The organism is Streptomyces sp. KMM 9044, from assembly GCF_024701375.2.
GTDB lineage: Bacteria > Actinomycetota > Actinomycetes > Streptomycetales > Streptomycetaceae > Streptomyces.
This window is the reverse complement of sequence record NZ_CP113910.1, coordinates 4,402,149-4,415,304: the sequence shown is the minus strand read 5'-3', so window position 1 is coordinate 4,415,304 and position 13,156 is coordinate 4,402,149. Positions and strand designations below refer to the sequence as shown.

General features: G+C 71.3%; 9 protein-coding genes and 2 pseudogenes. 4 read left to right on the top strand and 7 right to left on the bottom strand.

Annotated elements, in window-relative coordinates:
- Positions 1-58: 58 nt before the first annotated feature.
- Together HUV60_RS19950 and HUV60_RS19945 are read left to right on the top strand one after the other, a co-directional pair.
- The gene (locus tag HUV60_RS19950) at positions 59-1,795 is read left to right on the top strand and encodes a sodium:solute symporter family protein (protein ID WP_257848618.1); all 1,737 of its coding nucleotides are present in this window, start codon (positions 59-61) and stop codon (positions 1,793-1,795) included.
- A 21-nt stretch (positions 1,796-1,816) separates the two neighbouring features.
- Positions 1,817-2,218 carry a hypothetical protein gene (locus tag HUV60_RS19945; RefSeq protein ID WP_257848617.1) on the top strand — a complete coding sequence of 134 codons (402 nt, stop codon included), beginning with the start codon at positions 1,817-1,819 and terminating at the stop codon, positions 2,216-2,218.
- A 99-nt stretch (positions 2,219-2,317) separates the two neighbouring features.
- Here the strand turns inward: HUV60_RS19945 and HUV60_RS19940 are convergent, their stop codons facing one another.
- The 4 genes from HUV60_RS19940 to HUV60_RS19925 form a co-directional block, all read right to left on the bottom strand.
- Positions 2,318-3,010 (bottom strand): helix-turn-helix transcriptional regulator, encoded by a 693-nt coding sequence (locus HUV60_RS19940; protein ID WP_257848616.1) that lies wholly within the window; start codon positions 3,008-3,010, stop codon positions 2,318-2,320.
- Positions 3,011-3,254: 244 nt separating this feature from the next.
- Positions 3,255-5,318: an outer membrane protein assembly factor BamB family protein gene (locus tag HUV60_RS19935; protein ID WP_257848615.1), complete on the bottom strand. Its 2,064-nt coding sequence runs from the start codon at positions 5,316-5,318 to the stop codon at positions 3,255-3,257.
- A gap of 121 nt (positions 5,319-5,439) precedes the next feature.
- Positions 5,440-7,242, bottom strand: a complete 1,803-nt coding sequence (locus tag HUV60_RS19930) for a PQQ-like beta-propeller repeat protein (RefSeq protein WP_257848614.1) — start codon at positions 7,240-7,242, stop codon at positions 5,440-5,442.
- Between the two features lie 293 nt (positions 7,243-7,535).
- Complete coding sequence (locus tag HUV60_RS19925) at positions 7,536-9,350, bottom strand: ABC-F family ATP-binding cassette domain-containing protein (protein ID WP_257848613.1); 1,815 nt, start codon at positions 9,348-9,350, stop codon at positions 7,536-7,538.
- Positions 9,351-9,493: 143 nt separating this feature from the next.
- Between HUV60_RS19925 and HUV60_RS19920 the strand changes: the two are divergent.
- Both HUV60_RS19920 and HUV60_RS19915 read left to right on the top strand, forming a co-directional pair.
- Positions 9,494-9,658, top strand: a pseudogene (locus HUV60_RS19920) (Uma2 family endonuclease); the annotation flags it as partial.
- A gap of 167 nt (positions 9,659-9,825) precedes the next feature.
- Positions 9,826-10,251 (top strand): annotated as a pseudogene (locus HUV60_RS19915) (Uma2 family endonuclease); the annotation flags it as partial.
- Positions 10,252-10,260: 9 nt separating this feature from the next.
- On the opposite strand, the gene HUV60_RS19910 reads toward HUV60_RS19915, so the two are convergent.
- Genes HUV60_RS19910 through HUV60_RS19900 form a run of 3 tightly spaced genes read right to left on the bottom strand, consistent with a single transcriptional unit; the run spans position 10,261 to position 12,983 of the window.
- On the bottom strand, positions 10,261-11,157 hold the full coding sequence (locus HUV60_RS19910) for a 4-(cytidine 5'-diphospho)-2-C-methyl-D-erythritol kinase (protein WP_257848612.1): 897 nt from the start codon (positions 11,155-11,157) through the stop codon (positions 10,261-10,263).
- A complete protein-coding gene (rsmA, locus tag HUV60_RS19905) occupies positions 11,154-12,050 on the bottom strand; it encodes a 16S rRNA (adenine(1518)-N(6)/adenine(1519)-N(6))-dimethyltransferase RsmA (protein ID WP_257848611.1) in 897 nt (298 codons plus the stop codon). Before rsmA ends, HUV60_RS19910 begins: the two co-directional genes overlap by 4 nt.
- 33 nt (positions 12,051-12,083) lie before the next feature.
- Complete coding sequence (locus tag HUV60_RS19900) at positions 12,084-12,983, bottom strand: TatD family hydrolase (protein WP_257848609.1); 900 nt, start codon at positions 12,981-12,983, stop codon at positions 12,084-12,086.
- Positions 12,984-13,156 lie beyond the last annotated feature (173 nt).

Here is a 13,156-nt window from a genome sequence, read left to right as displayed (position 1 = left end):
TGAACACGGAGGCATTAGGTTCCGCGACGTATCGGTTCGCGCAACGAAGCGAGTACTCATGCAGACCCCCACAGATCTGACTGCACACCTGAATATTTCCGCCGGACCCGCCGACACCGTCGGCACGTTCCACCTCGCCGCCGAGCTGCGGCTGCCCACCAACTGGCTCGACTACACGATCCTCGGGATCTACTTCGTCGTCGTCCTCGGCATCGGCTTCGCGGCCCGCAGGTCCGTGAAGACCAGCCTCGACTTCTTCCTGTCCGGCCGGTCCCTGCCCGCCTGGGTCACCGGCCTGGCGTTCGTCGCCGCCAACCTGGGCGCCACCGAGATCCTGGGCATGGCCGCCAACAGCGCGCAGTACGGCGTCTACACCACGCACTGGTACTGGATCGGCGCCATCCCGGCGATGGTCTTCCTCGGCCTGGTGATGATGCCGTTCTACTACGGCTCCAAGGTCCGCTCGGTCCCCGAGTTCCTGCTGCTGCGCTTCGACAAGGCGGCCCACCTGCTCAGCTCGCTGCTGTTCGCCTGCGCGTCCATCCTCATCGCCGGCGTCAACCTCTACGCGCTGGCGATCGTGGTCGAGGCGCTGCTGGGCTGGCCGCAGTGGGTGGCCATCGTGGTCGCGGGCTTCTTCGTGCTCGCGTACATCACCCTCGGCGGCCTGTCCTCGGCCATCTACAACGAGGTGCTGCAGTTCTTCGTCATCCTCGCCGCGCTCATCCCGATCACCGTGCTCGGGCTGAAGAGCGTGGGCGGCTGGGACGGTCTGTCCGCCTCCCTCACCGAGTCCCGCGGCGCCGACTTCATGACTTCCTGGGGCGGCACCGGCATCGGCAGCGACAACCCGCTCGGGGCCAACTGGCTGACCATCGTCCTCGGCCTCGGCTTCGTCCTGTCCTTCGGCTACTGGACGACCAACTTCGCCGAGGTGCAGCGCGCCCTGTCCGCGAAGAACCTCTCCGCGGCCCGGCGCACCCCGCTCATCGCCGCGTTCCCGAAGATCTTCATCGTCTTCCTGGTGATGATCCCCGGCCTGGTCGCGGCCGTCCTGGTACCGCAGATCGGCACCCCCGACTCCGATCTCCAGTACAACGACGCCATCCCGTACCTCATGGAACAGCTGCTGCCCAACGGTGTCCTGGGCATCGCGGTGACCGGTCTGCTGGCGGCGTTCATGGCGGGCATGGCGGCCAACATCTCGGCCTTCAACACGGTCTTCACCACCGACATCTGGGCACGGTACGTGGTGAAGGACCGCGAGGACGCGTACTACGTCCGCTTCGGCCGGCTGATCACCGTGGTCGGGGTCCTGGCATCGATCGGCACGGCCTTCCTCGCCTCGTCGTTCTCGAACATCATGAGCTACCTCCAGACCCTGTTCTCCTTCTTCAACGTGCCGATGTTCGTGGTCTTCATCATCGGCATGTTCTGGAAGCGTGCGTCGATGAGGTCCGGCTTCTGGGGCCTGCTCGCCGGCACCACCGCCGCGATGGTCAACTACTTCGTCCTCTACGAGCAGGGCATCGTCGGCATCCCCACCGACCAGGGCGCCAACTTCGTCTCCGCGATCGCCGGCTTCGTCGCCGGCGCGGTGGTGATGGTCGCGGTGTCACTGTTCACCGCGCCCAAGCCGGCCGAGGACCTCCAGGGCCTGGTCTACGGCACCACCTCGCCCGGCATGGCCGAGCCGCCCGCCGAGGGCGACGACGCCTGGTACCGCAAGCCGGCGCTGCTCGGCTGGAGCGCGGTGATCCTGGCGGCAGCCTGCTACATCCCGTTCTCGTTCTGATCGCGGGAGGATTGAGAGACCATGTCCGAACACCATTCCGAGCAGCACCGTCCCCGGTCCTCCCGGTCCGGGCCCCACCCCGAATCCTCGTCGTCCGCGCACGCGGCGCACTATTCGGACAAGGACCTCCAGGAGGAGGTCTCCGAACTGCGGACCAAGTCCGCGACCGCGGCCCGCCTCTTCGACATCCGCCGCCTGATCGGCGCCCTGTTCGTGGTGTACGGCGTCATCGTCACGATCGCGGGCATCACCGCGTCCGACGCGGACATCGACAAGGCCGCGGGCGTCAACATCAACCTGTGGACCGGTCTGGGCATGCTGGCCCTGGGCCTGTTCTTCCTCGTCTGGCTGAAACTGCGGCCCATCGCTCCGCCGACGCCGGACGTCACGGACGCCGTGCAAGAGAAACAGCGGGGCGACTGAGCACCCGCAGCACGCGGCGGGGCGCTCGCGGGGCGGGGTGACCGTGGTACCGGCAGCACACAGGCGCCGGTACCGCGGCCCCCGGCCCCGCGAGCGCGTTCACTCCGCGGAGGACGACGCCTGACGCACCGGGCCCGCCCGGTCCAGCAGACCCGTCCGGGCGGCCAGCGCCGCCGCCTCCAGCCTGGAGCCCACGTCGAGTTTCATCAGGACGCGCTGCACATGCGTACGCGCCGTGGACGGGGCTATACCCATGCCCGCCGCGATCAGCCGGGTGTCCTCGCCTTCGGCGACCCGGAGCAGGACCTCCACCTCCCGCGGGGTGAGCATCCTCAGCAGCCGCTGGCCCTCGTCGTCCGGCTGGACCGCCGGGTTCAGCAGCTCGCCGAACGCGCCCTGCAGCAGTTGCGGCGCCACTGCGGCCTCCCCCGCCCGCGCCTTCATGATCGCCCGTTCGACGCCTTCGATGCGCTCGTCGTGCCGGACATAGCCGGACGCGCCCGCCGCGAACGCCGCCGCGATCCCGCGAGGACTGGGCACCGGGCCCAGCACCAGCACCGCCACCTGCGGCCGCTCCCGTTTGACCTTCACCACCGGGTCGAAGATCCCGGGCTCCGCCGGAGCCGCCGTCCCCAGCAGGCACACCTCCGGCGCTCTGCTGATCACCAGATCCGCCGCTCCCGCCACGGGTGCCGCCGCGGCCAGTACCCGGTGCCCCCGCAGCTTCAGCGCCGAGGCCAACGCCTCCGCGAGCAGCCGGTGGTCGTCGACCACCATCAACCGCACGCCCATCGATCATCCCCCCAAACCGCGAGCGCACCCCCGTGCGCCGCCTCCCCGGTCCCGGAAGCTACACGCTTGTTCGACGTTGCGCTCCCCCTACCGGCGAGAATCGCCCCGGATCGCCGAAATTCTCGTATTCGACGGCGGTGAGCACCTGTTGAGCGCTACGCGTACGGCCCCGCCCCTGTGTCATGGGCGGGGCCGTACGGGCAGGCCTCACGAGCGGACCGGCGCGGACCGGGCCGGAGAACGGTCAGCCGGTGCCGAAAGCGACCGCCAGGTACTTCTTGTCGCCCGAGGACGACTCACTGGCGTACACGTCCGACATGTACAGGCGGCCCCGCGAGTACAGGATCTCCGAGTACTCGGGCGACATCCGCGTCTCCACGTCCCGTACGGACTCCGTCGCCGGGTTCTCCAGCAGCTTGGTCTCCTTGAAGGAACCGCCGTCGATGCCGACGATCTGCCCGCCCCTGTCGTAGGGGGGACGCTTGTACGCGATGACGCTGCCGCCGTCCATGCGCAGCGGGACGATCGTGTAGCCGTCGCCCGCGTCGGCGCGCTGGCCGGTCTGCTTGCCGGTGGACAGGTCGAAGACCACCACCTCGTTGGTCTGGCTGTACTCGCCCGTGCCGTCGTGCTCCTCGGTCGCGATGTACAGGCGGTCGTTGCCGACGGTCAGGCCGGTGCAGTGCTCGATCTTGGTGATGCCGTCGCAGCGGGCCGCGTACTCCTCACCGGGCGCGGAGATACGGGTCCGCAGTTCGCCGCTCTTGTTGTCGATGGAGAAGAAGTCCGAGATGCCGCTGCCGTCACCGGCGGAGTCGCCGACGTCGGCGGCCACGACCAGCGGGTCGGTGGACACCACGGCCGCGTACTCGATGCCCTCGGACATCTTGTACTCCGAGATCACCTTCCCGTCCTTCCGGTCGATGGTCTGGATGTGCAGCTGCCGCTGGTCGTACGAACCGCACTTGCGCACCGCGACCATCTTCGGGCCGCCGCCGTAGCCGGAGTCGTAGCAGGCGTCGGACGTCTTGGGTGTCCACAGGGACTTGCCGGAGGTGATGTCCCAGGCGGCACCGCCGCTGGTGCTGCCCGCCGCGACGGTGTTCCCGCTGACGGTGACGTTGTTGAAGCTGATCTCCTGGGTGCCGGACTTGGCCGTCCCGGACCACAGCTTCTCGCCGGTGGCGAGGTCGAAGGCCGCGACCTGCGTGCATCTCTGCGGATCGGTCTTGGTCGGCATCTTCGGCTTGTAGATGATCGCCGTCGTGCCGTCCTCGGTGGCGTGGTCGCTGGCCTCGCACACCGGTCCGGGCAGGTCGAGCGTCCACAGCTCGCTGCCCTTGGCTGCGTCGTACCCGACGACCTCGGCGACGCCGCTCTTGGCGTACACCTGGTCGGTCAGCCAGGAGCCGGAGGTGACGATGGTCGTGGTGTCCTTCGGGACCTTCGGCGCCGGCACCTGGAAGAGGACCTTGGCGGAGGGGTCTGCCGGGGCCTTCTCGTCGCCGCCGGTAGTGGTGTCACTGCCGGAGCCGCCGCCCTCGGCGCCCTTCGTGTCGCCGCCGTCGCCCGAGTTCGCCGTGTTCTTCCTGTCGTCGTCGCTGGACGAGGCGTACCAGACACCGCCGCCGACGATCAGGGCGATGGCCACGACCGCCGCCACGATGATCGCCAGCTGCGCGTTGATCTTCCGCCCGCCGCCGGGCCGGCCGGGCTGCGGCTGCATCGGCATGGTCGGCTGCTGAGAGCCGCCGTGGCCGTGCTGACCGTAGGGCTGCTGGGGATGGCCGTAGGCTCCGGGCTGACCGGGCTGCGGCTGACCCGGGTACCCGTAACCGGCCGGGGGCTGCTGCGGGTAGCCGTACCCGGGCAGCGGCTGGGGATGGCCGTACGCTCCGGGCTGACCGGGCTGCGGCTGACCCGGGTACCCGTAACCGGCCGGGGGCTGCTGCGGGTAGCCGTACCCGGGCGGCGGCTGCGGACCGCCCGGCGCCGGAGCGGCCGGCGGCGGCGTCTGCGAGGGCTGGGGCGCCTGCGGGTAGCCGTAGCCCGGCTCCGGGGTCTTGGTGAGGTCGGGCCCGCCCGGTGCGGCCGACGGCTGCTGCTCCGGCGGCGTCTGCGGGTGGGGCGCCTGGGACGGCTCGGGCGGCGGGCCGAAGCCCGGCTGGGCCTGCGGGACCGCGGAAGCCTGCGAAGCCGACGGCCCGGACTGCTGCCCCTGCTCCGGCTGCTCGGGCTGCTCGGGCCGGGACGGCTCGGGCGGCGGGCCGAAGCCCGGCTGGTTGGGCGGCTGGGGCGGCTGCGTCATGACGTGGATACCTCGAATGACTCGGCGAGGACGAAGGGGACGGGCGGCGGCGGGAAAGGGACCGGAAGGGGCGAGAGCGCCGGCCGGCCGGGGCCGGCGCGCCTCGCCGCTGCTGCGCGCCTCACTTGCCGTAGGCGAGCATCAGCTTCTCCTTCGCCTCGTCGTTGCCGGTCAGCCGGTTCGTCGAGATGTAGAAGCGGCCGTCGACCCAGTCGATCGACTTGCTGAAGAAGCTGTTCTCGATGGACGCGGTGCCCTGCGGGTTCCGCAGCAGCGTGACCGGTTCGTGGCTGCTGCCCGCGGTCGGGACGGAGACGACCCGGCCGCCCCCGTCGTACGACGGCTCCACGTAGGCGACGAGGTTGCCGCCCCCGGCCTTCATGGGCACCATCGAGTCCGCCGCGGGGGACTTCACCCGCCACTTCTCCTTGCCGGTGGCGAGGCTGATCGCGACGATCTCGTTGGCCCCGGTGGTCGCCTCGGTGGGCAGGTAGAGGGTGTCCCCCTCGACGACGACGCCCTCGCAGCCCTGGAGGTCACGGGCGAGGATGGCCCAGCCGCAGTCGGCGGAGAAGTCCTCGTCGACGTCGACCTGGGAACGGATCGAGCCGTCGGCGCCGAGCGTGGAGATGTTCCACGCCTTCTTGTCCTCGTTGGTGCTGTAGATGACCACCGGGTCGACGGAGTAGGCGCGCGAGACGCGCCAGCCCTTGTCGAACTCCTGGGTCCACTTGACCTTGCCGGTCTTCGGGTCGAGCTCCCGGACCTCGTCGTGCTCGTTGTCACCGCCGACGCCGCAGGACGCGACCTGGATCAGCCGCTCACCGCCCGCGAACCCGGCGGGGAAGCAGGCCTCGCCGTACTTCTTCTTGTCGTACATCTTGTCGCCGGACGTCACGTCGAACGCGGTGCCGGACTGCGAGCGGCCCACCATCAGCGTGTCGCCGCTGAGGGTCATCTCGATGGAGAGCGCGGAGTCGAACAGCGCGCCGTCGGCGACCTTCTGCGTCCAGCCCTTCTCACCGGTGTCGAGGTCGACGAGCTGGAGCTGGTTGCACTGGGCGCGGTCGCTGCCGCCGCTCATGTACGCGACGACGACCTTGTCGTCGGCCGTCTTCTCCGAGGTGACCGCACAGATCTTCTGCGGGAAGACCACGGGTTCCCAGGTCGGCTTGCCGTCGGCGACGTTGTAGGCGGAGAGCTCCTTGTAGGCCGCCTTCACCGCCGTCCTGTCGGTGATCCACATGCCGGGGGCGTCGGCTCCGGAACCGGGCGCGTCGGGCGCCTCCTTGTACCAGAGCACCTTGGCCTCGCCGGACTTGCGGCCCGCGTTGAGGTCCTCGGGGTCCGAGCCGCCGTCGCCCTCGCCGTCGCCCGGATTGGCCGGGGCGCCGGACGGCCGGGGCTTGGGGTCGTCGCCGGTCTGCCGGGCGACGGGCTTCCCGCTCTCCTCGTCGTCGCCGGAGACCGCCCAGACAGTGCCGCCGACGACCAGCAGCGCCGCCACCGCGGCACCGATGATCATGACGGGCTTGCCCTTGAAGGGATTGCCGGAACCGGGGCCGGGCGGCGGGGTGCCGGGCCCGCCCGGGAACTGCGGCTGCGGATAGCCGTACCCCGGCTGCTGCCCGTACGGTCCGGGCTGCTGCGGCGGACCGTAGGGGCCGGGTGCGTACGGTCCGGGGGCGTACGGCCCCGGCTGCTGCCCGTACGGTCCCGGCTGCTGCGCAGGCGGGACCTGCTGCGGGTAGCCGTACCCCGGCTGCGGCGGTTGACCGGACGGTGCGCCCTGCGGGGGCGGCGGAGTCTGGGGCGGGCCCTGCGGAGGCGGCGGAGTCGGAGCCCCGAAACCACCACCCGACGCGGGCGGGTCCTGCGGTGCTCCGAAGCCACCCTGCGGCGGCTGACTGGGCGGCTGAGCCATCAGCGTGTTCCCCCTTGCTCACTGACTTTTCGCCACACCCTGAGGTACGTGAGGTTCCCAGAGTCGTATGCACGCGGTTCTTGCTCTTCTCGGACGGGGTCTTTCTATCACCCGGGACCGACAGGTCACCGGGCCCCGTCCACCCCTGTTCCCAAGGAAGAACCGGCCTGTGATGCCCTCGTTACGCGCCTCCACTCCCCCTTCACCCACCGCACGCCCCGCGCTCGGGGGTGAGCGGGGGCGTACGGGCGCCTGTACCGGGTGTGGGGGCGCGAGTGGGGTGGGTCCGGAGGTCAGGCGTCCTCGGCGAGTTCCAGCCACCTCAGTTCGAGCTCGTCCCGCTGCCCCGCCATCTCCCGCAGTTCGGCGTCGAGTTGGGCCACCCTGGTGAAGTCCGTGGCGTTCTCGGCGATCGCGGCGTGCAGCTTGGCCTCCTTCTCGGAGACCTTGTCGAGCTGTCGTTCGATCTTCTGCAGTTCCTTCTTGGCGGCGCGCGCGTCGGCGGCGCTCTTCTCGGGAACGGCGTCCGCGGCCGGCTTCGCCGACGAGGCGGCGGAGGTGGCGGCCGTCTCCTCCATCTTCCTGCGCCGCTCCAGGTACTCGTCGATACCGCGGGGCAGCATCCGCAGGGCGCCGTCGCCGAGCAGGGCGAACACCCGGTCGGTGGTGCGCTCGACGAAGAACCGGTCGTGGGAGATCACGATCATCGAGCCGGGCCAGCCGTCGAGGACGTCCTCGAGCTGGGTGAGGGTCTCGATGTCGAGGTCGTTGGTGGGTTCGTCGAGGAGGAGGACGTTGGGTTCGTCCATGAGCAGCCGCAGCAGTTGGAGCCGCCGCCGCTCACCGCCGGACAGGTCGCCCACGGGCGTCCACTGCTTGTCCTTGTTGAAGCCGAACGTCTCGCACAGCTGCCCGGCGGTCATCTCACGCCCCTTGCCCAGGTCGACGCGCTCCCGGACCGCCTGCACGGCCTGGAGCACCCGCCAGGCGGGGTCGAGCTCGGCGACCTCCTGGGAGAGGTAGGCGAGCTTGACCGTCTTGCCGACGTGGACCCGCCCCGCCACAGGCTGGATCTCGCCCTCACTGCGGGCGGCCTCGGTCAGCGCCCGCAGCAGGGACGTCTTCCCCGCGCCGTTGACGCCGACCAGGCCGATCCGGTCACCGGGGCCGAGCTGCCAGGTGAGGTGCTCGATCAGCACCTTGGGCCCGGCCTGGACGGTGACGTCCTCCAGGTCGAAGACCGTCTTGCCGAGCCGGGAGGAGGCGAACTTCATCAGCTCACTGCTGTCCCGGGGCGGCGGGACGTCCTTGATCAGCTCGTTGGCGGCCTCGACGCGGAAGCGCGGCTTGGACGTCCGCGCGGGTGCCCCGCGGCGCAGCCAGGCCAGCTCCTTGCGGACCAGGTTCTGCCGCTTGACCTCCTCGGTGGCGGCGATGCGCTCCCGCTCCGCGCGGGCGAAGACGTAGTCGGAGTAGCCGCCCTCGTATTCGTACACGTCGCCGCGCTGCACGTCCCACATGCGGGTGCAGACCTGGTCGAGGAACCAGCGGTCGTGGGTGACGCAGACGAGGGCGGAGCGCCGCTCCCGCAGGTGCCGGGCGAGCCAGGCGATGCCCTCCACGTCGAGGTGGTTGGTGGGCTCGTCGAGGACGACCAGGTCCTGGTCGTCGATGAGAAGCTTGGCGAGCGCGATCCGGCGCCGCTCGCCACCGGAGAGCGGTCCGATGACGGTGTCCAGGCCCTTGGGGAACCCCGGCAGGTCGAGCCCGCCGAACAGGCCGGTCAGGACGTCCCTGACCTTGGCGTTGCCCGCCCACTCGTGGTCGGCCATATCGCCGATGACCTCGTGCCGGACGGTGGCCCCGGGGTCGAGGGAGTCGTGCTGGGTCAGCACGCCGAGCCGCAGCCCGCCGGAGTGCGTGACCCGCCCGGTGTCCGCCTCCTCCAGCTTGGCGAGCATCCGGATCAGGGTGGTCTTGCCGTCGCCGTTGCGCCCGACGACACCGATGCGGTCCCCCTCCGAGACGCCCAGGGAGATGCCGTCGAGGAGGGCACGGGTGCCGTACACCTTGCTGACGTTCTCGACATTGACCAGATTGACGGCCATTACGCTCCTGCCTGGGGGGTCGATCAGCTGTCCAGCGTAGGCCCTGGCGGACAGCGGGCGGGACGCGAGAGAGTCGTCACTCTTTGTGATGACATGATCGGAAACGGGCGGCTACCGTGGGGGCAGGCAGCAGGATCCCGTCCATGGGAGGAACCACGACCGCCGAGTCCGTGGAGCACCGCCACCACTGGCCGGTGCCGCCCGTGGGCGGATACACCGTGGACGACCTGTTCACACTGCCGGATCTCCCGCCGCACACCGAGCTGATCGACGGGAGTCTGGTTTTTGTGAGTCCGCAACGGGAGTTCCCCCCCCCTTGCGGGGTCTTCGAACTTGATGGGGGTACCGCCGACCGTCGGCACCTCGGCACGCGCCGACTGCCCGTCGAACGTCCTGGTCGGGCGGCGCTCCGTGGGGCGGCCGAGGCGCGTCGGCCGACGATCACCCCCCACCCACTTCGAAGAGCCCCCTTGCGATGGACGTGCTGGTGTACGGGCTGCGCAGCATCGCGCCGCCGGAGCTGAGTGTCCGCCGGGAAGTGACCATGCTCATCGATCGTCACAACGGCCCCGAGCCGGATGTCGTCGTTCTCCGGAAGGAAGCCACGGGCATTGACCGGACCAGGTACACGACCGCAGACGTCCTGCTCGCCGTCGAGGTCGTCTCCCCCGACTCGGAGTCCCGTGACCGCACGACGAAGCCGCAGAAGTACGCCGCCGCCGGAATCCCGAACTTCTGGCGCGTGGAGCAGGGCGGAATCAGCGGCAGCCCCGCCATCCATGTCTACGAACTCGACCCACTCACCAAGGCCTACGTGCACATGGGCATGCACCGCGACCGGGTCAAGGTCGACCACCCGTACGCCATCGACATCGACCTGGCCGCCATCACCGAGCTCTGAACCGGGCCCTCACACCACCGTCGCCCCCGGCACCGGCCCCGACGCCGTGCGCACCGTGCGGCAGGTGCCGGAGTCGCCCAGCGCGTCCGAGATCGCCTCCGCCGACTCCGCGTCCCGGGCGAGGAAGGCCGTGGTCGGCCCCGAGCCCGAGACCAGCGTGGCCAGCGCACCTGCCGCACGTCCCGCCGCCAGGGTGTCGGCCAGCTCGGGGAACAGCGACAGCGCCGCGGGCTGGAGATCGTTGGAGACCGCGGCGGCGAGCGCCTCGGGATCGCCCTTGGCGAGGGCGTCGAGCAGGTCCTGCGAGGCCACGGGCTCGGGGACGTCCCGGCCCTCGGAGAGCCGGTCGAACTCCCGGAAGACCGCCGGGGTGGACAGCCCACGCCGGGCCATCGCGAAGACCCAGTGGAAGGTGCCGCCGACCTCCAGCTCCGTCAGCTTCTCGCCCCGCCCGGTGCCCAGCGCCGCCCCGCCGACCAGCGCGAACGGCACGTCGCTGCCCAGCTCGACGCAGATGTCGAGCAGTTCCCGCCGTGAGGCGCCGGTTCCCCACAGCGCGTCGCAGGCCAGCAGGGCGCCGGCGCCGTCCGCGCTGCCGCCCGCCATGCCGCCGGCGACGGGGATGTCCTTGGTGATGTGGAGGCGCACGTCGGCGTCCCGGCCGTAGCGCCCGGCGAGCGCGAGGGCCGCGCGGGCGGCGAGGTTCGTACGGTCCAGGGGCACCTCGGCGGCGTCCGGCCCCTCGCAGGTGACGCGCAGGCCGTCGGCGGACGGCGTGACGGTGACCTCGTCGTGGAGGCCGACCGCGAGGAACACGTTGGCCAGGTCGTGGAAGCCGTCGGGGCGGGCCGCGCCGACCGCGAGCTGGACGTTGACCTTGGCGGGCACGCGGACGGTGACGCTCACGCGACGGGCTCCTTGGACGGCTCGGGCTCCTTGGACTGCTTGTGCTCGGCGATGCGCGCGAACTCCTCGACGGTCAGGGACTCGCCGCGAGCCTGCGGCGACACCCCGGCGGCGACCAGCACGGTCTCCGCCGCCGCGGCCGAGCCCGCCCATCCGGCGAGGGCCGCCCGCAGGGTCTTGCGGCGCTGGGCGAAGGCCGCGTCGACGACGGCGAAGACCTCGCGCCGGGTGGCGGTGGTCCTCGGCGGCTCGTCGCGGCGGACGAGGGAGACCAGGCCGCTGTCGACGTTGGGCGCCGGCCAGAACACGCTCCGCCCGATGGCACCGGACCGCTTGACCTCGGCGTACCAGTTGGCCTTGACCGAGGGCACGCCGTACACCTTCGAGCCGGGCGGGGCGGCGAGCCGGTCGGCGACCTCGGCCTGGACCATGACGAGGGTGCGCTCGATGCTCGGGAAGGTCTCGAGCATGTGCAGCAGTACCGGGACGGCCACGTTGTAGGGCAGGTTGGCGACCAGCGCGGTCGGGGCGGGGCCCGGCAGCTCGGTGACCCGCATCGCGTCGCAGTGGACCAGCGCGAACCGGTCGGCGCGCTGCGGCACCCGGACCGCGACGGTCGCGGGCAGCGCGGCGGCCAGGACGTCGTCGATCTCGACGGCGGTGACCCGGTCGGCGGCCTCCAGCAGCGCCAGGGTGAGCGAGCCGAGCCCCGGGCCGACCTCGACGACCACGTCGTCGGGGCGGACCTCGGCGGTACGCACGATACGGCGGACCGTGTTCGCGTCGATCACGAAGTTCTGGCCGCGCTGCTTGGTGGGCCGTACGCCGAGCGCGGCCGCGAGTTCGCGGACGTCGGCGGGGCCCAGGAGGGCGTCGGGGGTGGGGCTCGTCACGGGACAAGGGTACGGGGCGCGGGACCCCGCAGGTCACGCCTGTGGATAACCGAAGGCCCGTGCCGTGTTCGCCGCGAGGGCCGTGGCGAGGGTGTCCTCGTCCGTGCCGCGTACGGCCGCCATGGCGCGCACGGTGACGGGCACCAGGTACGGGGCATGGGGCCGGCCGCGGTAGGGCACCGGTGTCAGGAACGGGGCGTCCGTCTCCACCAGGAGGAGCTCCGGCGGGGCGACGGCGAGGGCGTCGCGCAGGTTCTGGGCGTTCTTGAAGGTGACGTTGCCGGCGAACGACATGAAGTACCCGGCGCGGGCGCAGATCTCCGCCATCTCCGCGTCCCCCGAGTAGCAGTGGAAGACGGTGCGCTCCGGCGCGCCCTCCTCCTTGAGCACGCGTAGTACGTCGGCGTGGGCGTCGCGGTCGTGGATGACCAGGGCCTTGCCGTGCCGCTTGGCGATCTCGATGTGGGCCCGGAAGGACCGCTCCTGCGCCTCCTTGCCTTCGGGTCCGGTGCGGAAGTAGTCGAGTCCGGTCTCGCCGACGCCCTTGACCCGGGGCAGCGCGGCCAGCCGGTCGATCTCGGCGAGTGCCTCGTCCAGGGCCGCGTCCCCGCCCGGCTCCCGCGCGCCCTGCCGGGACCAGCCATCGGGGTCTCCGTGCACGATGCGGGGAGCCTCGTTCGGGTGCAGGGCGACGGTCGCGTGCACGCTCTCGTACGCGGCGGCCGTGTCCGCGGCCCAGCGCGAGCCCGCGAGGTCGCAGCCGACCTGGACCACCGTCGTCACACCCACCGCCGCGGCCTTGGCGAGCCCTTCCTCCACCGTGCCGGACTGCATGTCGAGGTGGGTGTGCGAGTCTGCGACCGGTACCCGCAGCGGCTCCGGAAGCGGCGGGGCGGCGTTCCGGTCGGAGGCGCCGGAAGTCTTCGAAGGCATGCCCCGATCCTACGGAAGGCCGCGGACGCACCGTCCGGACCCGAGGCGACGCGGGCGGCGGTCCGGCTCGGGAGGCGGTCGCCGCCAGGCACACCGTCCCCGCCCGAGGGAGCACGGGACCGTATCGGCCTGCGGCTCCACCGCCCGGCCGCGAGCCGAGGCCGCCCCGCCGC